This window comes from Phenylobacterium soli (genome assembly GCF_003254475.1).
In the GTDB taxonomy this organism is placed as follows: domain Bacteria; phylum Pseudomonadota; class Alphaproteobacteria; order Caulobacterales; family Caulobacteraceae; genus Phenylobacterium; species Phenylobacterium soli.
In genome coordinates this window covers 2738932-2761055 of record NZ_QFYQ01000001.1, presented here as the reverse complement: position 1 = coordinate 2761055, position 22124 = coordinate 2738932, and the positions used below count along the sequence as shown (strand labels likewise).

20 protein-coding genes are annotated in these 22124 nt (G+C 69.9%); 8 read left to right on the top strand and 12 right to left on the bottom strand.

Annotation, left to right across the window (positions count from 1 at the left end; all coding sequences use genetic code 11):
• Positions 1-91: 91 nt before the first annotated feature.
• Positions 92-583 (bottom strand): flavodoxin family protein, encoded by a 492-nt coding sequence (locus DJ017_RS13715; RefSeq protein ID WP_111529243.1) that lies wholly within the window; start codon positions 581-583, stop codon positions 92-94.
• A gap of 95 nt (positions 584-678) precedes the next feature.
• Here DJ017_RS13715 and DJ017_RS13710 point away from each other — a divergent pair, with 95 nt between their 5' ends.
• Positions 679-2013 carry a serine hydrolase domain-containing protein gene (locus tag DJ017_RS13710; RefSeq protein ID WP_111529242.1) on the top strand — a complete coding sequence of 445 codons (1335 nt, stop codon included), beginning with the start codon at positions 679-681 and terminating at the stop codon, positions 2011-2013.
• A gap of 85 nt (positions 2014-2098) precedes the next feature.
• Positions 2099-3877 (top strand): aspartate--tRNA ligase, encoded by a 1779-nt coding sequence (gene aspS, locus DJ017_RS13705; protein WP_111529241.1) that lies wholly within the window; start codon positions 2099-2101, stop codon positions 3875-3877.
• A gap of 12 nt (positions 3878-3889) precedes the next feature.
• Here aspS and DJ017_RS13700 read toward each other — a convergent pair whose 3' ends face one another.
• Entirely contained in the window at positions 3890-4768 is an 879-nt protein-coding gene (locus DJ017_RS13700; protein WP_165830630.1) for a pentapeptide repeat-containing protein, read from the bottom strand.
• 84 nt (positions 4769-4852) lie between these two features.
• Positions 4853-7336, bottom strand: a complete 2484-nt coding sequence (locus tag DJ017_RS13695; protein WP_111529239.1) for a TSCPD domain-containing protein — start codon at positions 7334-7336, stop codon at positions 4853-4855.
• Between the two features lie 188 nt (positions 7337-7524).
• Between DJ017_RS13695 and DJ017_RS13690 the strand changes: the two genes are divergently transcribed.
• Positions 7525-7929, top strand: coding sequence for an NADH:ubiquinone oxidoreductase subunit NDUFA12 (locus DJ017_RS13690; protein ID WP_227000142.1), 405 nt, complete (start codon positions 7525-7527; stop codon positions 7927-7929).
• 45 nt (positions 7930-7974) lie between these two features.
• The gene (locus DJ017_RS13685) at positions 7975-8682 is read left to right on the top strand and encodes a DUF2155 domain-containing protein (RefSeq protein WP_264371496.1); all 708 of its coding nucleotides are present in this window, start codon (positions 7975-7977) and stop codon (positions 8680-8682) included.
• Here DJ017_RS13685 and aat read toward each other — a convergent pair.
• From aat to aroQ, 4 genes are read right to left on the bottom strand one after another with little or no spacing between them, the layout of a single operon-like run.
• Positions 8610-9269 (bottom strand): leucyl/phenylalanyl-tRNA--protein transferase, encoded by a 660-nt coding sequence (gene aat, locus DJ017_RS13680; RefSeq protein WP_111529237.1) that lies wholly within the window; start codon positions 9267-9269, stop codon positions 8610-8612. The genes DJ017_RS13685 and aat overlap by 73 nt on opposite strands.
• A 10-nt stretch (positions 9270-9279) precedes the next feature.
• Positions 9280-10635 (bottom strand): acetyl-CoA carboxylase biotin carboxylase subunit, encoded by a 1356-nt coding sequence (gene accC / locus DJ017_RS13675; RefSeq protein WP_111529236.1) that lies wholly within the window; start codon positions 10633-10635, stop codon positions 9280-9282.
• Positions 10636-10643: 8 nt separating this feature from the next.
• A complete protein-coding gene (gene accB / locus DJ017_RS13670; protein ID WP_111529235.1) occupies positions 10644-11141 on the bottom strand; it encodes an acetyl-CoA carboxylase biotin carboxyl carrier protein in 498 nt (165 codons plus the stop codon).
• A gap of 28 nt (positions 11142-11169) precedes the next feature.
• Entirely contained in the window at positions 11170-11607 is a 438-nt protein-coding gene (gene aroQ, locus DJ017_RS13665) for a type II 3-dehydroquinate dehydratase (protein WP_111529234.1), read from the bottom strand.
• Between the two features lie 80 nt (positions 11608-11687).
• Here aroQ and thiS point away from each other — a divergent pair, with 80 nt between their 5' ends.
• The 4 genes from thiS to DJ017_RS13650 all read left to right on the top strand — a co-directional run bounded on the left by thiS (position 11688) and on the right by DJ017_RS13650 (position 14011).
• Positions 11688-11888: a sulfur carrier protein ThiS gene (thiS, locus tag DJ017_RS20835; protein ID WP_227000140.1), complete on the top strand. Its 201-nt coding sequence runs from the start codon at positions 11688-11690 to the stop codon at positions 11886-11888.
• A 3-nt stretch (positions 11889-11891) separates the two neighbouring features.
• A complete protein-coding gene (locus DJ017_RS13660) occupies positions 11892-12680 on the top strand; it encodes a thiazole synthase (protein WP_227000139.1) in 789 nt (262 codons plus the stop codon).
• Positions 12681-13520, top strand: coding sequence for an SDR family oxidoreductase (locus tag DJ017_RS13655; RefSeq protein ID WP_111529233.1), 840 nt, complete (start codon positions 12681-12683; stop codon positions 13518-13520). It abuts the gene before it with no gap.
• A 68-nt stretch (positions 13521-13588) separates the two neighbouring features.
• Positions 13589-14011 carry an MAPEG family protein gene (locus tag DJ017_RS13650; protein ID WP_111529232.1) on the top strand — a complete coding sequence of 141 codons (423 nt, stop codon included), beginning with the start codon at positions 13589-13591 and terminating at the stop codon, positions 14009-14011.
• A gap of 55 nt (positions 14012-14066) precedes the next feature.
• On the opposite strand, the gene DJ017_RS13645 is transcribed toward DJ017_RS13650, so the two are convergent.
• From DJ017_RS13645 to DJ017_RS13625, 5 genes are all read right to left on the bottom strand, one after another.
• The gene (locus DJ017_RS13645) at positions 14067-15470 is read right to left on the bottom strand and encodes an aldehyde dehydrogenase family protein (RefSeq protein ID WP_111529231.1); all 1404 of its coding nucleotides are present in this window, start codon (positions 15468-15470) and stop codon (positions 14067-14069) included.
• Between the two features lie 95 nt (positions 15471-15565).
• Complete coding sequence (locus DJ017_RS13640) at positions 15566-17062, bottom strand: FAD-binding oxidoreductase (RefSeq protein WP_111529230.1); 1497 nt, start codon at positions 17060-17062, stop codon at positions 15566-15568.
• A 79-nt stretch (positions 17063-17141) separates the two neighbouring features.
• Positions 17142-17864 (bottom strand): DsbA family protein, encoded by a 723-nt coding sequence (locus DJ017_RS13635; RefSeq protein ID WP_111529229.1) that lies wholly within the window; start codon positions 17862-17864, stop codon positions 17142-17144.
• A gap of 31 nt (positions 17865-17895) precedes the next feature.
• Positions 17896-19362 carry a M48 family metalloprotease gene (locus DJ017_RS13630; RefSeq protein WP_227000138.1) on the bottom strand — a complete coding sequence of 489 codons (1467 nt, stop codon included), beginning with the start codon at positions 19360-19362 and terminating at the stop codon, positions 17896-17898.
• Positions 19363-19376: 14 nt separating this feature from the next.
• Positions 19377-22055 carry an Rne/Rng family ribonuclease gene (locus tag DJ017_RS13625; RefSeq protein WP_111529227.1) on the bottom strand — a complete coding sequence of 893 codons (2679 nt, stop codon included), beginning with the start codon at positions 22053-22055 and terminating at the stop codon, positions 19377-19379.
• Between the last annotated feature and the right edge of the window lie 69 nt (positions 22056-22124).

Genomic DNA, 22124 nt, shown 5'->3' with positions numbered 1-22124 from the left:
ATGGGTATGGCCAGATTGCGCCCTGCGCTTACCTATTCTGAGTTTTCAGCAGCGCTCGCACCCCAGCAGTGTCGGGGAATACTTCGCAGGTTCAAAACACGCCCAGGGCGAGGCCGGCGGCCAGGGCCTGGCCCAGCTCCTCGCACGTCGCGATGTCGGCATCGGACAGGTGCTTGGGGGCGGCGATCGCTTCGGGCGTCTGGGCGTGGGTGCAGACGATCAGCGGCTCGGCCGCGGCCCTCAGGCGCCAGCCGGTGGCGATCCGGGCCAGTTGGCGCACCGCGCCTTCGCCGTCGCTGCCGGCCGCGATGAGCATCGCATAGGGCCGCCCGTTCAGACGCTCCAGGCACGGGTAGTAGCAGCGGTCGAAGAACTCCTTCATCCCGCCCGAGAGCGCGGCCAGGTTCTCCGGCGCTGCGAACAGATAGCCCTCGGCGGCCAGGAGGTCGGCCGGCTGCGCCGCCTCGGCCGGGAGGATCCGCACCGCGACCTCCGCCTCCGTCCGTGCGCCGGCCGCCGCCGCCCCGGCCATCTGGCGGGCCGCGCCGGTCCTGGAGTGCCAGACGATCAGCAGGGTCTTCATCCCGCACCTCTAGCATTGCGCGCCTGAAACGCACCCGTGCTTGCCCGTCCCCGGCGGCGCCTTAAGGTCTGCGGCAACAAGCAAGGGGGGATCTCATGACTCGTCGCGTCGTTGCGGCCTTCGCGGCCGCTGCCTTCGCCATCGCGCCCGGCGCGCTCGCCAAGCCGGCTGTCCAGACCGCCCCGGCGGCCCTTTCCCAGACCACGGCGCCTGAGGCGGTCGGCTTCGATTCCGCCCGCCTGAAACGGCTGGACGACTACATGGCCGGGGTGGTCGCCCAGGGACGCGTGGCCGGCATGACCACCTATCTCGCGCGCCACGGAAAGGTCGTGGAGTTCAAGACCTACGGCAAGGCGAGCCTGGCCACCGGCCAGCCGATGCCCAAGGACGAGATCTTCCGGATCTATTCGATGTCCAAGCCGCTGACCGGCGTGGCCATGATGATCCTCTTCGAGGAGGGCAAGTGGCGCCTCGACGATCCGGTCACCCGCTATGTGCCGGAGTTCAAGAACCTCAAGGTCATGGTCAAGGCCGACGCCGACGGCAAGATCACCGCCGTCGAGGACATGAAGCGCCCGCCGACCATGCGCGAGATCATGAGCCACACCGCCGGCTTCGGCTACGGCCTCGGCGACAAGCATCCGGTCGACAAGCTCTATCGCGAGAAGAAGGTGCTGGGCGCCGCCTCGATGAAGGAGATGATCGACCGCACGGCCGAGATCCCGCTGATGTACCAGCCGGGGACCAACTGGTCCTATTCCTCGGCGGTCGACATCCAGGGCGCCATCGTCGAGCGCCTCACCGGCATGACGCTCGGCCAGTTCATGGAGAGCCGCGTCTTCAAGCCGCTGAAGATGAACGACACCGGCTTCTACACGCGGCCGGGGCAGGGCGGACGCCTGGCCGCGGTCTACATCGGCAACAAGGAAACCGGGAAGATCGAGGAAGCCAAGGAGCTCTTCGGCTTCGAGATGCCCGACTACACCAAGCCGCCGCCCTTCGAGTCCGGCGGCGGCGGTCTCGTCTCCACGACCAGCGACTATGCGCGCTTCTGCCAGATGATGCTGAACGGCGGCGTCCTCGACGGCGTGCGCATCCTCTCGCCGGCCTCGGTCGAGCTGATGGACACCAACGTCATCCCGCACGACGTGCTGGTGAACTCCAACGGCACGACGGGCGCTCGCTTCAATGAGGCGGTGGGCTTCGGCCTCGACTTCATGGTGGTGAAGGACCCGCGCGTCGCCGGCACGCTCGAGGGCAGGAACACCATGAGCTGGGGCGGCGCGGCCGGCACCTGGTTCTGGATCGACCCGACCAACGACCTGTTCTTCGTCGGCATGATCCAGCGCATGGGCGGCACCGGCGGCGACGATCTCGGGACCCAGGCGCGCACCCTGACGTACCAGGCGCTGACCCACCCGGAGAAGTAGCGGCGGGGCGGGGCGCGATGCTTGACATCGGGGCGCCTCCGTGCGCCCTTCCGCGCCTCGCAAATCACCCTGATTTCCTGACGAAATGCACGCCTACCGCACTCACACCTGCGGCGCGCTCCGCGCCGCCGACACCGGCAAGACCGTCCGGCTGTCGGGCTGGATTCACCGCAAGCGCGACCACGGCGGGCTGATCTTCGTCGACCTGCGCGACCACTACGGCCTGACGCAGCTCGTCCTGCACCCGGGCACGCCCGGATTCGCGACGATCGAGCACCTGCGCGCCGAGAGCGTCATCCGGGTGGACGGCGAGGTCATCGCCCGCACGCCCGAGACCGTGAATCCCAACCTGCCGACCGGCGAGATCGAGGTTCGCGTCGGCGAGGTCGTGGTGCTGTCGGAGGCCTCCGAACTGCCGCTGCCGGTCTTCGGCGAGCCCGACTATCCGGAAGAGATCCGCCTCAAGAACCGCCACCTCGACCTGCGTCGCGAGACCCTGCACCGCAACATCGTGCTGCGCAGCCAGGTCATCCAGTCGATCCGCCGGCGGATGATCGACCAGGGCTTCCTGGAGTTCCAGACGCCGATCCTGACGGCGTCGTCGCCGGAAGGGGCGCGCGACTTCCTGGTGCCCTCGCGCCTGCACCCGACCAAGTTCTACGCCCTGCCGCAGGCGCCCCAGCAGTTCAAACAGCTGCTGATGGTCTCCGGCTTCGATCGCTACTTCCAGATCGCGCCCTGCTTCCGCGACGAGGACCTGCGCGCCGACCGCTCGCTCGAGTTCTACCAGCTCGACGTCGAGATGAGCTTCGTGACCCAGGAAGACGTGTTCGCGGCCATCGAGCCGGTGATGCACGGCGTCTTCGAGGAGTTCGCGAACGGCAAGCCGGTGACCGCCTATCCGTTCCCGCGCATCCCGTACCGCGAGGCGATCGCCAAGTACGGCACGGACAAGCCGGACCTGCGCAACCCGATCCAGATGCAGGACGTCTCCGAGCGCTTCCGCGGCGGCGGCTTCGGCCTCTTCGCGCGCATCCTCGAGGATAAGAAGAACGCCGTCTGGGCGATCCCCGCCCCGAAAGGCGGCAGCCGCGCCTTCTGCGACCGCATGAACTCCTGGGCCCAGGGCGAGGGGCAGCCGGGCCTCGGCTACATCTTCTGGAGCGAGGACCAGGGCGGTTGGGGCGGCCCGATCGCCAAGAACCTCGGCGCGGAGGCCACCGACGCCCTGATGAGCCAGATCGGCATGGGGCAGGGCGACGCCGCCTTCTTCGTCGCCGGCGATCCCAAGGTCTTCCACAAGTTCGCCGGCGCGGCCCGGACCAAGGTGGGGACCGACCTGAAGCTCGTCGACGAGGACCGCTTCGAGTTCGTCTGGATCGTCGACTTCCCGATGTTCGAATTCAACGAGGAGACGAACCACGTCGACTTCTCGCACAACCCGTTCTCGATGCCGCAGGGCGAGCTGGAAGCGCTGAACACCAAGGATCCCTTGGACATCCTCGCCTACCAGTACGACATCGTCTGCAACGGCTACGAGCTGTGCTCGGGCGCGATCCGGAACCACCTGCCGGAGATCATGCTCAAGGCGTTCGAGATCGCCGGTTACGGGCCCAATGTGGTCGAGGAACAGTTCGGCGGCATGCTCAACGCCTTCCGCCACGGCGCGCCGCCGCACGGCGGCCTGGCGCCGGGCATCGACCGCATCGTCATGCTGCTGGCCGGTGAGAGCGCCATCCGCGAGGTCATCGCCTTCCCGCTGAACCAGCAGGGGCAGGACCTGATGATGAACGCGCCGTCCGAGGTGACCGACAAGCAGCTCAAGGAGCTGCACATCCGCACCGTCGCCCCGCTCAAGGCCTAGGGCGGCCGGGCCTCAGGGCTCGATGTTCACCAGGTAGCGTGGCGGCTTCGGCGGTTTGGGCGCCGCCGGCGCTGGAGGTGGCGGAGGCTGCGGCATCGCAACCGCGACCCGCGGGCCGTGGTGGCACATCTTGGCCACCAGGCCAGGCGGCGCCTTGGTGCGGCTGTCGGCGCAGGCCTCGTCCAGCTGATCCTGGGTGAGGTTCCTGGCGCGGCTCAGATCCGACCCGGTGATCCAGGCCTCCCGCAGGTTGGCGTCGGCGAAGTCAGCGCCGTCGAAATCCCCGTCCGCCAGGGTCGCGCCCATCAGCTCTGCGGAGCGGAACGAGGCGCGGGTGAAACGACCGCCCGAGAACTGCGCGTGGTTGAGCTGGGCGTCGGAGAAGTCCGCCCCGCGCGCGTCCACCTTGGTGAAGTTCGCCGCGATCAGCGATCCGGAGCGCAGGCTCGCGCCCTGCAGGATAGCCTTCGAGAAGTTGGAGGCGTTGGCCTCAACGTCGGTCAGGTCCGCCCGGGAGAGGTCGGAGCCGGTGAATTGCACCGCGTGGGCCTGGGCGGACACCAGCCGGGCCCGCGAGAGGTTCGCGCCGGCGAAGTTGGAGCCGACGATCTCGGCGTCGGTCAGGTCGGCGCGGGACAGGTTGGCCGACACGAAGGTCGAGCCGACGAACTGCGCGTCCCGCAGGTCCGAGCCCACCAGAGCCGCCTCGCGGAAGTCCGCGCCCATGAACCGGGCGCCGGTCAGTCGCCGGCCGGAGAGCTCGCACTTTGGGCAGGAGCCGCCGAACGAGGTCGAGCGGGCCACCTCGCGATCCGAACCGGCCAGCGCCATCGTCGGCGCGGCGAAGGCCAGCGCGGCGAGGGCGAAGGTGGTGCGGCCGATCCAGTCCATACGCGACGCAATCCTTGTGACTACGGCGTCCATCTGGCCCCTGGATGCCGCGAACGCCACTTAATTCGCGGTAATTGTTAGGGATTAGCCGCCCTGGTCTTCGCTGAGCCGTCCGGCGCGCGCGCCGCAGCTCTCGCAGATGAGCGATGCGCCCTTGCGGACCACGGCGACGTCGCCGCAGGCAGCGCAGACGTCGGCGGCCTCCAGCACCATGCCGCCTGCGGGCCGGTTGGCGACCGGCAGGAACACAAGGTTGTCGGGCGCCGCCCCGCGGGAGAAGCCGCGCGAAATGAAACGCGAGGCCGGCTGCGGTTCCTCGCTCGGCGCGGCGGGCCCGCCCTTGCCGTGACCCAGGCCATCGGCGTTCAGCGCGTTCTCGTCGTCCGAGCCGAGGTCGTGACGACCGAGGTAGGAGATGCCGAGCTCGCGGAAGATGTAGTCGAGGATCGAGGTCGCCGACTTCACCGTGTCGTTGCCCGTCACCGGTCCGGCCGGCTCGAAGCGCGTGAAGACGAAGGCGTCGACGAATTCGTCGAGCGGCACCCCGTACTGAAGGCCGATGGAGATGGCGATCGCGAAGTTGTTCATCAGCGACCGGAAGGCGGCGCCTTCCTTGTGCATGTCGATGAAGATCTCGCCGAGCTCGCCGTCGTCGTACTCGCCGGTGTGCAGATAGACCTTGTGGCCGCCCACCGAGGCTTTCTGGATGTAGCCCTTGCGCCGGTCGGGCAGCTTGCGGCGCACCCGCTCCCGCTCCACCACCCGCTCGACGATGCGCTCTTCGGGGGGCGGCGGCGGGGCCGCCTCGCGGGCTGCGCGCGGCTCGATGCCGGCGGGAAGGTCCAGGACGGCGTCGGCCGGGGCGGCCTCGCGTCGGATCCGCAGGGTGACCGCCGCGCCGGACAGGGCCGCGAGAACGTCCGCGGGCGTGGCGCGCCAGGGCAGGGCGATCTCCGCCGTCGGCGGAACGGCCAAGGCGGGCGCTATGGCCTGCAACATGGCCAGGTGGGCCTCGGTCCCGAGCTCGGCGGCGGTCCGGAACACCGCCTCCTGGTCGGGGCTCAGGAAATCGGCGCCGGTCAGGCTGGCGTGGCCCAGCGCATGGCCCTCGGCCTCGGCCACCTCGGTGCGGGTGAAGCCGGCGAGGCCGAGCACGTCGAGGCGCGGATCCTCCAGCTGCTCGCTCGAGGCGCCCAGGACATCGCGCACGAAACCGTCGCCAACCACGGCCGGGCAGAAGGCGTCGGTCAGCCGGTCCACGAAGGGCAGGGCGGCCTCGACCGCGGTCACCTCGTGATCGGTGAACCCGCGGGCGATCAGAGCGGCGCGGCCGACGCCCGGCGCGTCGGCGAGGTCCCCGTGACCCAGCACGCGGCGGTGGGCGGCCTGGCGGTCGGCGCCGACCATGGCGAGGCCCCGCTGGGCGGCCTCGGAAAGGGTGCGCACCGCCTCGCCGTCGGCCGCTTCGGCCAGAACGACGGGGCCGCTCCACGGCGCGGCCGAGAGCCCGCCCGCGCCCAGCCGAAGCTGCAGCTCCGGATCGTCGAACGCCGCGAGGCCGACGTCGAGCCCTCCGGCGGTCGCCGCCGCGGTCCGATAGAGCTCGAGCGCGGTCTCCCGCGCCCCCTCGGAGGCGTAGTCGAGACCATGGGACACGAGCCAGTCGCCCAGGCCGGCGAGGGCCAGCACCGCGGGCGCATCGGTCGCCGCCCTGAGCGCCCGGGCGGTCAGTTCGACCGCGGCCTCGAAGGCAGGCACGTCGAAGGCGCCCTCGGACCAGAAGGCCATCAGGTTCACCGCCCCGCGCACGGCGGTCTCGCCGGCGGCCACCGACTCGGCAATCGCGAGGTCCGGGGCCAGCGCCACCGCGCCGGTCGACCAGGCCGCTAGCGCCAGCGGGGCGCGCTCGGCGGGGCTGCCGCCGACCACCAGGGCCGGGGCGTCGGAGGGCGGCCGCGGCTCGGCCGAGATCCACACTCTCTCGCCCGCACGGGCGAGGGCCACGGCCTCGAAGATCACCGAATCGCGGGCGCCGGCCGCGCGAGCCGCCTCGGCGGCCCGGGCGAGGGTCACGTTCTGGCGCGGGTCGGCGCAGGCCTCGGACTCGCCCTCGCAGCGCAGGACCGCGTCCATCACCGCCTGCAGGCGAGTGGCGAGGGCGACCGCCGCCAGGTGCGCGGCCTCCCGGCCGCGATGCTCGGCGCGATGGGCGTCGAGGCGGGCCGAGAGGTTCGGATCGGACGCGGCGATCACGGCCGGCGGGCGCGCGCCCCGGGCGCGGCCGAGCGCGACGGCTCCCGAGAGCATGGCCTCGATCAGGTCGTCACGGAAACGGGTGCGGGCGCGGACGTCCTTCAGGAGCCCCTTGGCCTGCGCGGCCTCGGTCAGCGCCTCGACGTCGTCGGCGACGGCGGCGGCAAGGTCGCCGGACGCCGGGTCTGCCGCCCACGCCATCCAGGCCTCCACCTGGGCCTGGGTCCAATGCGCCGGCGCCTCGACCTCGACCAGCCGATCGCCGAGCTCCAGGATTCGTCCTTCAATCGCCGTCTTCGGCGCGTCCCCGCCCATGAACCGACTCCCTTCGGGAGAGGTTAGGCGGCGCAAAGCTCACGGAGCAATAGATGTTGCGGTCGCAAGGGCGTTCGTCCCCAACATCTTGCCCTCCCGCCTGGGCTGGTGGGGTGCTGGACGCTGGCAGGGCGCCCGCCTATAGTCCGGCCGCAAATCGGCCCCCCAGTCATCTCCTGCGAGCCTCTGTGACCAGCCTCCTGAAGACCCTCTTCACCTGGTGGAACGGCGCCACCACGGGCATCCATTTCACGATCGCCCGGCGCGGCCGGTTCGTGGGCCAGGACGACTACGGCAACCGCTACTATGAGGCCAAGGACGCCCGCGACAGCTATGGCAAGCATCGCCGTCGCTGGGTGATCTACAACGGCTACGCCGAGGCCTCGAAGGTGCCGCCGGACTGGCACGGCTGGCTGCACTACACCTTCGACGAGCCGCCGACCGTCGCTCCGCTCCTCACGAAGCCGTGGGAGAAGGAGCACCGGCCGAACCTTTCCGGCACGATCTACGCCTACCGTCCGAAGGGCTCGCTGGCCCGCGGCGGGGAGCGGCAACGCGCCACCGGCGACTATGAGGCCTGGACGCCCGAATAAGGGTACAGTCGCTGCATGCTGAGCCGGCCTGGAATCGTTCGCAGCTTGAAAAGCCACAGCGGGCTGGCCGGCGCGGCCGTCGCCGCCGTGGTCGTCGCAGGGGCCGGCATGGTCGCCGCCCAGCCGACCAGTTCCACGCCCCGTCCGCCGCAAGGCGCCGGGGCCCAGCGCGTCGCGCCGACGGGAACGGGCGTCCCGTCCGCGCCGCAGGCGCCTGTCGCCCAGACCGCGCCCACGGCTCCGGCGCCGGTCTCCGAGGAAGCCCCGCCCGCCAATGTGCCGACGCCCCAGCCCGCCGTCGTGCCGCCGATCACCGACAAGGATGTCGCCCCGGCCCCCGAGGTCGAGCAGAAGGCCGCCGCGCCCAAGGCGCCGGCAGGCCCGCAGCGCCGGCCCCGCTACGACGTCGCCGTCCTGCAGGTGCTCGACAAGGTGACGGCCGAGACGCTGCGCTTCGAGGCCGCGGTGGGGAAGCCCGTCCGCTACAAGACCCTGATCTTCACGGTGAAAGCCTGCGAGCACACCGCCGCCGATGAACCGGTAGAGGATTCAATCGCCTATCTGGAAATCCTCTCACAACCCCGGGCCGAGCCCGGCCGTCCGGTGCTGCCCGCCAAGCAGGCATTCAAGGGCTGGATGTACGCCTCCTCGCCGAGTCTCGATCCGCTGGAGCACCCGGTTTACGACGCCTGGCTGATCACCTGCAGGACCGCTGCGCCCGTGGCCAGCGCGCCGCCCGCGCCGGCCCGCTGAAAGTCGGCGTCAGCGGCGAGCGCCGTGGCCAACCGCTTCTGGTACTCGCGACGGCTGATCTCCTCGGCCCCGAACTGCGCGAGGTGCTCGGTCATGAACTGGGCGTCGAGCAGGCGATAGCCGCCGGCGATCAGCCGCCCGACCAGGTGCACGAGGGCCACTTTCGAGGCGTCGCGGGCGCGGGAGAACATGCTCTCGCCGAAGAAGGCGCCCTTCAGCGCCACGCCGTAGAGTCCGCCGACCAGCCGCTCCTCGCGCCAGCACTCGACGCTGTGGGCGAAGCCCATGTCGTGGAGCTTCAGGTAGAGCCGCTCGATGGGGCGGTTGATCCAGGTCTCCGTGCGCCCGGCGGCCGGGGCGGCGCAGGCCAGCACCACTTCGTGGAAGGCGGTGTCGATGCGCACCTCATAGGGCTCGCTGCGCACCGTGCGGGCCAGTCGGGCAGGAATATGGAAACGGTCGAGCGGCAGGACGCCCCGCCGCTCCGGATCGATCAGGAAGACCCGCGCATCCTCGCGCGCGTCGGCCATGGGGAAGACGCCGCGCGCGTAGCAGGCCAGGAGGTCGCGGGGGGAGAAGCTCTCCATCCCGCGCAGATTACACGGCTTGGGCGGCCTGGCTTTTGATCCAGTTCTCGAGCCAGTGGATGTTGTAGTCGCCCTTCACGATCTCAGGATTCAGCATGAGCTCCTGGAAGAGCGGGATGTTGGTATCGATGCCCGACACCACCACTTCCGAGAGGCAGCGGCACAGGCGCGCGATGCACTCGTGCCGGTCGCGCCCGTGGACGATCAGCTTGCCCACCAGGCTGTCGTAATAGGGCGGGATCGTGTAGCCGGCGTAGAGGGCGCTATCCATGCGCACCCCAAGCCCGCCCGGGGCATGGAAGTCGGTCACCGTGCCCGGCGAGGGCGCGAAGGTCCGCGGGTTCTCGGCGTTGATCCGGCACTCGATGGCGTGGCCTTCGAAGACAACGTCCTCCTGGCGGAACGACAGCGGTTCGCCGGCGGCGATGCGGATCTGCTCGCGCACCAGGTCGATACCGGTGATCGCCTCGGTCACCGGATGCTCCACCTGCAGGCGGGTGTTCATCTCGATGAAGAAGAACTCGCCGTTCTCGTACAGGAACTCGATGGTGCCGACGCCGAGGTAGCCGATCTTGCGGATCGCCTCGACCACGACCTGGCCGATCTTGGCGCGGGCGGCGGCGTCGATGGCCGGCGAGGGGGCCTCCTCCAGCACCTTCTGGTGACGGCGCTGCAGGGAGCAGTCGCGCTCGCCCAGGTGCACGACGTTGCCGAACGAGTCGGCGACGACCTGCAGTTCGATGTGCCGCGGGGTCTGGAGGTAGCGTTCCATATAGACCGCGTCGTCGCCGAAGGCCGCGCGCGCCTCGGAGCGGGCGGTGCCGACCGCCTCGGCGAGGTCCGCCTCGGTCTGGGCGACCTTCATGCCGCGTCCGCCGCCGCCGGCCGCGGCCTTGATGAGCACCGGGAAGCCGATCGCCTTGGCGGCCTCGAAGGCCTCTTCCTCAGTGGTCACCGCACCGTCGGAGCCGGGCACCACCGGGATGCCGGCGTCCTTCACCGCCTGCTTGGCGGTGATCTTGTCGCCCATCATCTTGATGTGCTCGGGCTTGGGCCCGATGAAGGTGAAGCCGTGGGCGTTCACGATCTCGGCGAAACGGGCGTTCTCCGAGAGGAAGCCGTAGCCGGGGTGGATGGCGTTGGCCCCGGTGATCTCCGCAGCGGCGATGATCGAGGGGATGTTGAGGTAGCTCTTGGCGGCGGGGGCCGGGCCGATGCAGACGCTCTCGTCGGCCAGCCGCACCCACATGGCGCCGGCGTCGGCCTCGGAGTGCACGGCGACCGTGGCGATGCCCATCTCCTTGCAGGCCCGGTGGACGCGGAGCGCGATCTCGCCTCGGTTGGCGATCAGAATCTTCTCGAACATGGCCGGGCCTACTCGATGACCACGAGCGGCTCGCCGAACTCCACGGGCTGGGCGTCGCCGACCAGGATCTCCACCACGCGGCCGCCCTTGGGCGCCGGGATCGGGTTCATGGTCTTCATGGCCTCGACGATCATCAGCGTCTGGCCGGCGGTGACCGTGTCGCCGACCTTCACGAAGGCGTCGGCGCCGGGCTGCGGCTGCAGATAGACCGTGCCCACCATCGGCGACTTCACCACCTCGCCGGCGCGGGTCGGACCGCCTGCCGGAGCCTCGGCCGCGGCAGGCGCGGCGGCGGGGGCGGGGGCTGCGGCCGGCGCGGCGATCGCCATGGGAGCGGGCGCCGCCACGTGGACGGGCGCGGCGGTCAGGGTCTTGGCGACTCGGATCTTCAGGCCGCCGTGCTCGACCTCGATCTCCGACAGGCCGGTGTCGGTGAGGATGTCGGCCAGTTTGCGCACCAGGCGCGCGTCGATCGGGTCGGCGGGAGCCTTGGGACTGCTAGCCATGCGAATGGATCCTCGTTTCTTGTGAGGCTTAAGCCGTGAGGCCCGCGGCGGCCTCGACGGCCAGCACGTAGCTGGCGGCGCCGAAGCCAGAGACGACGCCCGTGGCCGCCAGGGACACATAGGTCTGGTGGCGGAACGTCTCCCGCGCCGCGGGGTTCGAAAGGTGGCACTCCACCACCGGCACGTCGGCCGCCTTGAGGGCGTCGAGGATGGCGATGGAGGTGTGGCCGTAGCCGGCGGGATTGATGACGATGGCGGAGCCCTCGGTGCGGGCCTCCTGGATCCAATCGATCAGCACGCCTTCATGGTTGGACTGGCGGAACACGATCTCGCGCCCGAGCGACGTCGCGCGCGCTTCGCAGAGCTTGCGCACGTCCTCGAGGGTCTGATGTCCGTAAATCTCGGGCTCTCGCGTCCCCAGGAGGTTGAGATTGGGGCCGCTCAGCACATAGATCGGTTTCGGCATTCGGCTCCGCCGTCGATTCCGCGGGTCTTGTACCGGGCGGGGCCAGAGGCCACAAGGCGGGGCGTTCCTGGCGTGTGCAGATGAACCTGATCCTGAACGGCGAGCCCCGCACCTTCGATAGCGTTCCGGACGTCGCGGCCCTGGTCGCGGCGCTCGGCCTCGATGCGCGCAAGGTGGCGGTCGAGCGCAATCTGGAGATCGTGCCGCGCTCGGCCTATGGTCGCACCGCGCTCGCCGATGGGGACCGGATCGAGATCGTGCATTTCATCGGAGGCGGCTGAGCCATGGACGGATCGCAGATCAACGAAGACACCTGGACCGTCGCCGGTCGCACCTTCCGTTCGCGCCTGATCGTCGGCACCGGCAAGTACAAGGACTACGCCCAGAACGCCGCCGCCGCCGAGGCCGCGGGCGCCGAGATCGTCACCGTCGCCCTGCGCCGGGTGAACCTCTCCGACCCCAGCCAGCCGATGCTGGTCGATCACGTGAAGCCCGACCGCTTCACCTTCCTGCCCAACACCGCCGGCTGCTTCACGGGCGAGGACGCGGTCCGCACGCTCAGGCTGGCCCGCGAGGCGGGCGGCTGGGACCTCGTCAAGCTCGAGGTGCTCTCCAACACCAAGCACCTTCTGCCGGACATGGAAGAGACCCTGCGGGCGCTGAAGATGCTGGTCGCCGATGGCTTCCAGGTGATGGTCTACTGCTCGGATGACCCGGTCTACGCCAGGAAGCTGGAGGAGGCGGGGGCCGCGGCGATCATGCCGGCCGCCGCGCCGATCGGCTCGGGGCGCGGGGTCCAGAACCAGCTCAACCTCGGCCTCATCATCGAGCAGACCAAGGTGCCGGTGCTGGTGGACGCCGGGGTCGGCACGGCCTCCGACGCCGTGGTCGCCATGGAGCTCGGCTGCGAGGCCGTGCTGATGAACACCGCCATCGCCGAGGCCAAGGATCCCATCCTCATGGCCAGCGCCATGAAGCACGCCGTCATCGCAGGCCGTGAGGCCTATCTCGCCGGCCGCATGCCCAGGCGCATGTACGCCGAACCGTCCTCACCGCTCTCGGGGCTCATCTGAATGGCCAAGTCCGCCACGCCGACGTCCGGCGTCCGCAAGTCGATCTTCATCACCGGCGCCGCCTCCGGCATGGGCCGCGAGACCGCGCGCCTGTTCGCCTCCAACGGCTGGTTCGTCGGCGGCTACGACGTCAGCGAGCAGGGCCTCGCCGACCTGCGCGACGAGATCGGGGCCGACAACTGCGTGGTGCGCGTCCTCGACGTCACCGACCGCGCCGCCTATCGCGAGGCGCTGGACGACTTCGCGCCCGCGGCGGGCGGGCGGCTCGACATCCTCTACAACAACGCCGGCATCGGCCGCGGCGGCCCGTTCGCCGAGCAGCCGTTCGAGGACGTCCTGGCGGTCGTCAACGTCAACCTGGTGGGCGTGCTGATCGGCATCTACGAGGCGATCCCGCTGCTCAAGGCGACGCCCAACTCGCTGTGCTTCACCACGTCGTCCTCCTCGGCCACCTTCGGCATGGCGAACATCGCGGTCTATTCGGCGACCAAGCATGCGGTGAAGGGCCTGACCGAGGCGCTGTCGGTGGAGTTCCGCGCCATGGGCGTGCGCGTGGCCGACGTCCTGCCGGGACTGATCGACACGGCCATCCTGCCGCCCGGCGCCGCCGACAACGCCCCCAAGGAGGGCATGTGGCGGCTGATCCCGCCGATGGACGTCGCTAAGGTGGTCTGGGCCGCCTACCATGACGATCCGAACCGTCTGCACTGGTTCGTGCCCGAGGAGATCGGCGAGCTCGACAAGGCCTCGGCCCTCAGCCCGGAAGCCGTGCGCGACCAGATGGCCGGCGGGGTCTTCGCCTGGGATCAGGCGGCGGCCGCCGAGGGCAAGGCCGACTAGCTTCCCTAAGGTCAAAGAGAACGCGGTTATCTTCTCCCCCGGAATCGACAACCTAGGGGGAGGTTTCCATGTCGCTTAGTCCGATGTTCGCGCCGATCGTGGCGCTGGCGCTCTGGTCAATGGTCATGTGGGCCTGGCTCTACGCCACCCGCATCCCGGCGATGAGCAAGCTCAAGGTCCCGCTCGACAACACCAAGACGCCGGCGGACCTCGCGGCCCAGGTGCCGCCCAACGTCCGCTGGAAGGCGGACAACTACAATCACCTAATGGAGCAGCCGACGGTGTTCTACGCCGTGGCCCTGGTGCTCGCCCTGGTCGACGGCGGCGCCGCCATCGACGGCTGGCTGGCCTGGGCCTACGTCGGCCTGCGCATCGTCCACAGCCTGATCCAGGCCACGGTCAATGTGATCATGGCCCGCTTCCTGGTCTTCACGCTCTCGACCATCGTGCTGATCGTCCTGGCGGTCCGGGCGGCGATGATCGTCTTCTGAGCCGGCTTCCCTTCCTCCTCAGCGGGAGGAGGGGATCGCCATCACCTGATCGGCCTTAACGGGCCGCGTTGATCACCTGGACCTGGGTGAACTCCTCCAGGCCCTCTTCGCCCAGTTCCGTGCCGAGGCCGGAGAACTTGGCCCCGCCGAACGGGATGTTGGGGGCGAGCTCGGCGTGCTTGTTGATCCACACCGTGCCGGTGTCCATGCGGGTGGCGAGGTCGAAGGCCTTGTCCACGTCGCCGGTCCAGATCGAGCCGCCGAGGCCGTAGTTCGAGGCGTTGGCGCGGGCCAGGGCGTCCTCGCCGTCCTTGATCTTGATGACCGGCAGCACCGGGCCGAACTGCTCCTCGTCGACCAGCTTCGAGCCGTCCTCGATGTCGCGCACGATCGTCGGCTTGATGAAGTAACCCTTGTCCCGGGCCCGCTCGCCGCCGGCGATGATCTTGCCGTCCTTGCGCCCGGCCTCGATGAAGCCCAGCACCTTCTCGAACTGCGCCTTGTTCTGCAGCGGCCCGAGCTGCGTGCCTTGCTCGAGGCCGTCGCCGACCACGGTCGCGTCGGCGAGCTTGGCGAGCTCGGCGCACATGGCGTCATAGATGCTCTCGTGCACATAGACGCGCTTCATGGCGATGCAGACCTGGCCCGAGTTCTGGAACGCGGCGTTGAAGATCTGCGGCGCGGTGGCCACCGGATCGACGTCGCCTAGCACGATGCCGGCGTCGTTGCCGCCGAGCTCCAGGGTCACGCGCTTCAGCGCCTCGGCGGCGCCGGCCATCACCTTCTTGCCGGTCTCGGTGGAGCCGGTGAAGGAGATCTTCCGCACGTCCGGATGCTTGGTCAGCTCCCCGCCGAGGTCATTGGCGTCCGCGATCACGTTGAGCACGCCCGGCGGCAGCACGTCCTTGATCAGCTCGGCCATCTTGAGGGTGGCGAGCGGCGTCGTCGCGGCCGGCTTCAGCACCACTGTGTTGCCGGCCAGCAGGGCGGCCGGGACCTTGAAGGCCATGAGGATGAGCGGGAAGTTCCAGGGCACGATCGCGCCCACCACGCCCAGCGGGCGGCGGCGCAGCTGGACCTTGCGGGTCTCGCTGTCCTCGATCGTCTTCGGCGCCAGGTCGAGGCTCGCGAAGTAGCGGAAGAAGGCCGAGGCGCCGAAGGTCTCGCCCATGGCGTCCTGCAGCGGCTTGCCCTGCTCCTGGGTCAGGAGGCGGGCGAGGTCGGGCACATTGGCCTGGATGATGTCGGCGATGGCGACGAGGGCCTTGCGCCGCTCGTCGATGGGCGTCGCGGCCCAGGCCGGGAAGGCGCGCTTGGCGGCCGCGACCGCCCGGTCCAGCTGCGCCTTCGAGGCGCGCGGGCATTGGGCCACCGGCTCCTCGGTCGCCGGATTGATCACGTCCATCACCGCGTCGCCGGCTTCCAGCTTGCCGTCGATCAGAAGCTTGAATTCGCTCATCTCGTCGCGTCCTTTCCAGATCCCCCCAAAGTGGCGGGAACCGTCCGCCCTTGACGCTAGGGCGGTCAAGGGCCGGTCGAGGGGCGGCGAGGGCGCTAGGCGGCCTTCAGGCGCTCGATGTCGGCCTGCGGCGAGACCCCGACGAGGCTGAGCATGGCGCTGCGGTCCGGCTCCAGGTTCGGCCGGTAGGCGGCGGCGTTGGCCTTCTTGCCCCGGGCCCAGTAGCCGAGGATGCGCAGGAAGTTGCCCGGCCGCTTCAGCCAGGCCTCCGGGTCCTCAAGCATGTGGAAGCCGCGGAGCGAGGCGCGCATCAGGTCGATGTCCGAGCGCACCGCCACGGTGATCCCGTCCTCCACGAAGCTCTTCAGGATACGGCTGCGCACCGAGGGGCGGTGGGCCGGCATCAGCGCCTGGCGCGCCCGCTTGATCGCCGAGCGGTCAGCCTTCTTCATGGACTCGTAGTAGGGTCGGATTTCCTTCTCGACCCCGGCCCGGTAGAGCAGCAGCCGCTGCGCCGGATCGCGCGTGGCCTCCAGCGCGTCGCGCACCAGATAGGCGCTGACTGCGGCGAAGGAGCAGCCGCGGCCGTAGAGTGGATTGGTCCGGATGAGGCTGTCGCCGACCGGGAAGAAGCCGGTGACCGCCGGCCGTCCCTCGGGCGCGAGGTCGCGCCAGCGGCTCTCCAGCGCGCCCATGCCGAACACCCGGCTGACGCCCTCGGCGCGCTCGGGCGCGATCCAGGCGGCGACGCCGGGGAGGGCGTTGCACACCGCATCGAACACGGCGGGGTCGACCACCGCCTTGCGCATCTCTTCTTCCACCTCAGGCAGGCAGAGCGTGACCGAGAAGCAGCCGTTGTCGGCCGGGAAGACGCCGAACTTCAGATAGCCCAGATCGCCATTTGCGGCCGGCCCGCCGCGCGGCGGCTCGCTCATGCCGGGTTTCAGCCGATAGTGGCGGGTGAAGTAGATGACGCCCGCGGACTCGGACGACTCGGGAATGCTGACGCCGGCCGTGGCCAGCTGTTCGGAGGCCGTCGAGGTGCGGCCCGCGCCGTCGACCACCACGTCGGCGGCGATCTCCTCGCCGCTTTCCAGGCGCACGCCGGTGACCCGCGCCGGGGCGCCCGCTTCGGCGGGGGCGATCATCAGCTCGGATACGAAGGTCTGAGGGCGGAAGGTCACGTTGGCCAGCCGCTCGGCATAGCGGCGGATGACCAGCTCCAGGGTCGTGCGCCGGCTGGTCAGGATCACGAGGTCGCCGTCTATCGCCTTGGGCGTGAAGGCCTTCCTGTGCAGCTCGGTAAGCCCGTCCTCGAAGCGCAGCTCGCGGCACCCGGCGTCCAGCAGCTCCTGGAGCAGGGCCGGATGCTGGTCGCGGATCAGGAGGCGCAGGCGGGCGAGGAAGGCGTGGCTGTGGCGCAGGTGCCCGACGCCGCGCCGCGTCCAGGTCTCGAAAGCCTCGTCCGGACCGCCATCGGGCGGCGGCGGGTCCCGGTCGAGCACGATCACCTCGCGGCCCGTCGGCGCGAGCGCCAGCGCCGTCCAGAGCCCCGCCATTCCGGCGCCGATCACGAGAACGCGTTCCGTCATGGCCAGAATCGTAACCCAGGTACGATCCGAGCGGGACTCGGGTTTTGCGTCAGGCCTCGGCGCGTTCACTCCAGGGACTTCAGGAAGGGGTCTTCAGACCCCCGTCCCTGGCGATCTTCACCGCCCGGCGCAGGGCGTCGAGGTCGGCCCCCGGGATCAGGGTGTCGCCGACGATGAAGGCTGGGGTGCCCTCGATCTTCAGGGCCGTGGCCAGCGCCCGGGTGTCGAGGATCTGGCGTTCGATCGCCGGGTCGGCCGCCGCCTTGCGGGCCTGGGCCGGATCGATGCCGACGGCCGCCAGGTCGCGGTCGACGAGCGCCTCGTCCAGCGCCTTCTCGGCCATCCAGCTCTTGTACAGGGGCAGGGCCTTGGCCTTGGCGGCCGGTGTGAGGGCGATCTTGGCGGCGGTGTCGGACACCTCGCCGAAGATGGGGAACTGCTTGAACACCACGCGGACGTCGGGGTTCTGCTCGACCAGCTTGACCACCTCGGGCGCGGCCAGCTTGCAGTAGCCGCAGCGGTAGTCGAAGAACTCGACCACGGTGATCTTGCCGTTCGGGTTCAGCACGGCGTCGCGCGGGTCGCGCTCGAGTTGGGCGCGGTACTTGGAGATGGCGTCGGTGGAGGCCTTGGCGGCCTCCGCGGCCTGCTTCTCCTGCAGCTTCTGCGCGGCCTGCTGGATCACCTCCGGGTGGGCCATGAGGTAGTCGTGGACGCGCTTCCCGAACGCGGCGTCGTCGGCCTTCTGGCAGCCGGAGAGAGCGATGGCGGCGCCGGCCGCGGCGAGGAGGGCGAACTTCATGCGGTGCAGATAGTGGATGCCCGCGCCTTTGTCAGCGCGTTTGACTGCGCGCGATGGAGCCTTCCTTGGCGAGGTCCTGCAGGTCGTCCTTGCTCGGCTTGGAGACCAGCACGATGTCCGTGGCGCGCCGCCATTCCGGACTGTTGCGGTCAAGCTTTTCCCGGGCCCGCATGGCGAACACTCGCGCTTCGCGCAGGTCGCCGACGTTGTAGTTGTATTCGGCCGTCGCCAGGCGGGCGAGGCCGTCCTGCCCCTGCTTGTCGTAGGCTTCCGCGAGCAGCCGCCAGGCCACGGCGTTGTCGCCTTCCTGGGTCAGGGCCTTCTTCAGTTCGGAGATGCCCTCGTCGACCTTGGCCTTGTCGTCGAGCGCCACCAGCGTCTGGCCGAGGTTGACGCGCAGCAGCGGCGCCTCGGGTTTCAGCTCCACCGATTTGCGCTGCGGCGCCTCGGCTTCCTTGGTGCGGCCGTACTCGAAGAGGATCTGGCCCTTCAGCTCCCAGAGGTAGGGATTGTTCGGCTGGTCCTGGATCAGGGCGTCGATCAGCTTCAGCGCCTTGTCCGGCTCCTTCATCTGGTAATAGGCGATCGCCCTCGCGTAGCGGGCCGTGTAGCTCGGGTCCTTCTCGCCGTACTTCACGATGGCGACCTGGGGCTCAATGAAGCCCTCCAGCTTGGCCTTCATGATCTCGTGCTCGGCCAGCGCCGCCGGGCTGTCGACCTCGCTGTAGTGGGGCAGGGCCTTGACCCGCGATTCCAGGCTGTCGATCCGGTCCGAGGAGAGCGGGTGGTCGATGAAGTACTTGTAGCGACGGTATTCGCTGAACACTTCCTGGTAGCGGAAATTGTTGAAGAATTCGGCCAGCCCGCGGCCTGACAGACCCGCCTTCTCGAGGAGGGTCGCGCCCGCCTGGTCGGCACGGCCTTCCTGCTCGCGGCTGTAGCCGATGGCACCGAGCGCGCCGAAGTACTGGGCGCTGCCCACCAGGCCCGCGGCGGCGTCGCCCGCGCCCGCCAGCGCGGCCAGCACGCCGAGGCCCATGGTCAGCAGGAACGGCCGCATGCCCGCCCGCGTCATCTCGCCCGAGCGGGCCGAGTGGCCGGCGGCGAGGTGGCCGACTTCGTGGGCGATGACCCCCTGCAGCTCGTTGGGGTTCTTGGTCTGCATGATGAGGCCGGTGTTGACCCCCATCACGCGCGGCGCCGCGAAGGCGTTCAGCTCCTTCGAGCCGATCAGCAGGATCGAGACGTCCTTGGGGTTGATCCCTGCGGCGGTCAGGATCGGATCGGCGTCGTGGTGGATGATCTCCTCGATCTCGGTGTCCCGGATCAGGGTCTCGCCTTCCTGCGCCGCGGCCAGCCCGGGCTGAAGCAGCAGGCTCGCCGTGACCGAGACGGCGATGGCGATCCGACCGAAGCGGCCGGCTTTCGAGGAGCTTGCTTCAGAAGGGCGAGCGGGGGCGACCATGTCGTACTCTTCGTTGCCGCCCCCGCGTCTCATCGGAGTCTAGTCCCTCAGCCGCGCCGCCACCAGCCTTTGCGAGGCGCGGCAGGCTTGGCCGAGATCTCGTTCGGGTCCGGTTCGGCCGGCGCGGCGGGCGCCGCCTCGGCCGCGGGAGCCGGCGCGGCGGCAACCGCTTCGACCACCGGTTCGGCGACCGTCTCGGCGACCGTTTCGGGCGCCGGGGCGGCGGCCTTCTTGCGGCTGCGGGGCTTCTTGGCCGGCGGCGCCGGCTCCTCGCTGACCACCTCCGGCTGGGCCTCGACGACCGGCTCCGGCGCAGGTTCGGCCTGCGGCGCGGCGGGGACTTCGCTCACCGCCTCGGCGGGCGCTTCGCCCTCGCCGCCACGGCCCCGCCCGCGGCCACGGGTGCGGCGGCTGCGCTTGGGCTTGTCCTCGGCGGCCGGCAGCTCGACCCAGATGTCCTCGTTGCTCTCCGGCGCGCGGGCGCGGCTCACGGGAGCCGGTGCGGCCTCGGCGGCGGCGGCCACAGGGGCCTCGCGGGACGGGGCCTCGCGGGACAGGGCCTCGCGGAAAGGGGCCTCGCGCGATGCGGGGCGCTCATCGTTGGCCGGCGCGGCCTTCTTGGCGTCCTCGGACGGGTCGTACCAGACGAAGGGATCGTCGCCGTAGGGCACCCACGGACGGGTCCAGGCGAAGGGCTCGCTCGGACGGCCTTCGTCGCGCATCCGGCGACCGCCGCGGCGGCCACGACGGCGGCGGCGGCCGTGACCGCCTTCCTCGTCGTCGCGCGCCTCGTGCGCCGGCGCGCCTTCGCGCGGCTCGCGGGCCTCGCGCGACTCGCGGGGCTCATCGCCGCGGCGACCGCGGCGGCGACGGCGGCGGCCGCGGCGGCCTTCGCCGTCGTCGTAGCGGCCTTCGTCCTCGCGGCCCGGGCGACCGGCTTCGGAGGCCTCGGCCTCGGTCTCTTCCTCGTCTTCTTCCTCTTCCTCCTCGTCCTCATCCTCGTACTCGTCGTACTCGGGCTCGGGCAGGGGCTCGTAGGCTTGGACGGGCTGGGCCGGGATCGGTGCGTGATCGGCGCGGGTCTCGGAGGAGGTCCGCTCGATCTGATGGTCGGCGTGGGCCATGTCGTCATCGACGACCACGGTCACGAACAGGCCGAACGACTGGTGCAGGCGCGCCAGGTGCGCGCGCTTCTCGTTGAGGACGTAGAGGGCCACGGCGCGGGGCAGGGTGAGGGTGGCCTCGCCGCCGCCCTTCAGGGCCTCGATCTCCAGCGCCCGCAGGGCCGCCAGGGCGCTCGATTCCACCGAGCGCACGCGGCCCGTGCCGCCGCAATGCTCGCAGACGTGGGTCGTGCCCTCCAGCACGCCGGTGCGACGGCGCTGGCGGGAGATCTCCATCAGGCCGAAGGCGCTGATCTTGCCCATCTGCACACGGGCGCGGTCGTCCTTCAGGCAATCCTTCAGCTTCTTCTCGACGGCGCGATTGTTCTTCGCCTCATCCATGTCGATGAAGTCGATGACGATCAGGCCGGCCAGGTCGCGCAGGCGCAGCTGGCGGGCGGCTTCCTCAGCCGCCTCGAGGTTGGTCTTCAGCGCCGTGGCCTCGATGTTCCGCTCGCGGGTCGAGCGGCCGGAGTTCACGTCGATGGCGACCAGGGCCTCGGTCTGGTTGATCACCAGGTAGCCGCCCGAACGCAGCGGGACCACCGGGGTGTAGATCTGGCTGAGGTGGTCCTCGACCTTGTACTTCACATAGAGCGGCGTCGGCTCGCGGTAGGGCTGAACCTTCTTGGCCTGGCTCGGCATCAGCATGCGCATGAAGTCGCGCGCTTCCTTGAAGCCGGCGTCGCCCTCGACGTGCACCGCGTCGATGTCCTTGTCATAGAGGTCGCGGATCGCCCGCTTCACGAGGTCCTCTTCCTCGTAGATCAAGGCCGGCGCGATGGAGTGCAGCGTCGTCTCGCGGATGTTCTCCCACAGGCGCAGCAGGTAGTCGTAGTCGCGCTTGATCTCGGCCTTGGTGCGCTTGGCGCCCGCGGTGCGGACGATCAGGCCCATTCCCTGCGGCACGTCGAGGCTCTGGACGATGCCCTTCAGGCGCTTGCGGTCGGTAGCCGTGGTGATCTTGCGGGAAATGCCGCCGCCACGCGCCGTATTGGGCATCAGCACGCCATAGCGGCCGGCCAGGGAGAGGTAGGTGGTCAGGGCCGCGCCCTTGTTGCCGCGCTCTTCCTTGACGACCTGCACCAGCATGATCTGCCGGCGGCGGATCACTTCCTGGATCTTGTACTTGCGCATCAGCCGCCGGCGGCGCCGGGCGACCTCTTCCTCCATGACGTCGTCGTCGTCCTCGGAGACGGCGTTCGCCTCCTCGTCCTCGTCATCCTCGGCGGCGCGCTCGCGGCCGCGCGGCTCGTGCCGCTCGTCCTCGTCGTCGGCCTCGGCCACCTCGCGCAGCAGGGCTTCGCGGTCGGCGACGGGGATCTGGTAGTAGTCGGGGTGGATTTCGTTGAAGGCCAGGAAGCCGTGGCGATTGCCGCCGTACTCGACGAAGGCCGCCTGCAGCGACGGCTCAACGCGCGTCACCTTGGCGAGATAGATATTGCCCCGAAGCTGCTTCCTGTTCTGGCTCTCGAAATCGAACTCTTCAACGCGGTTCCCGTCGAGCACCACCACGCGCGTTTCTTCCGCGTGGGCGGCGTCGATCAACATAGTCTTGGACATCAAACAACTCTCCGCGGCGCGCGGCGGGCCTGGGGCCCGGGCGCTGCCAGCTTGTGGGAAGGGCGCGCG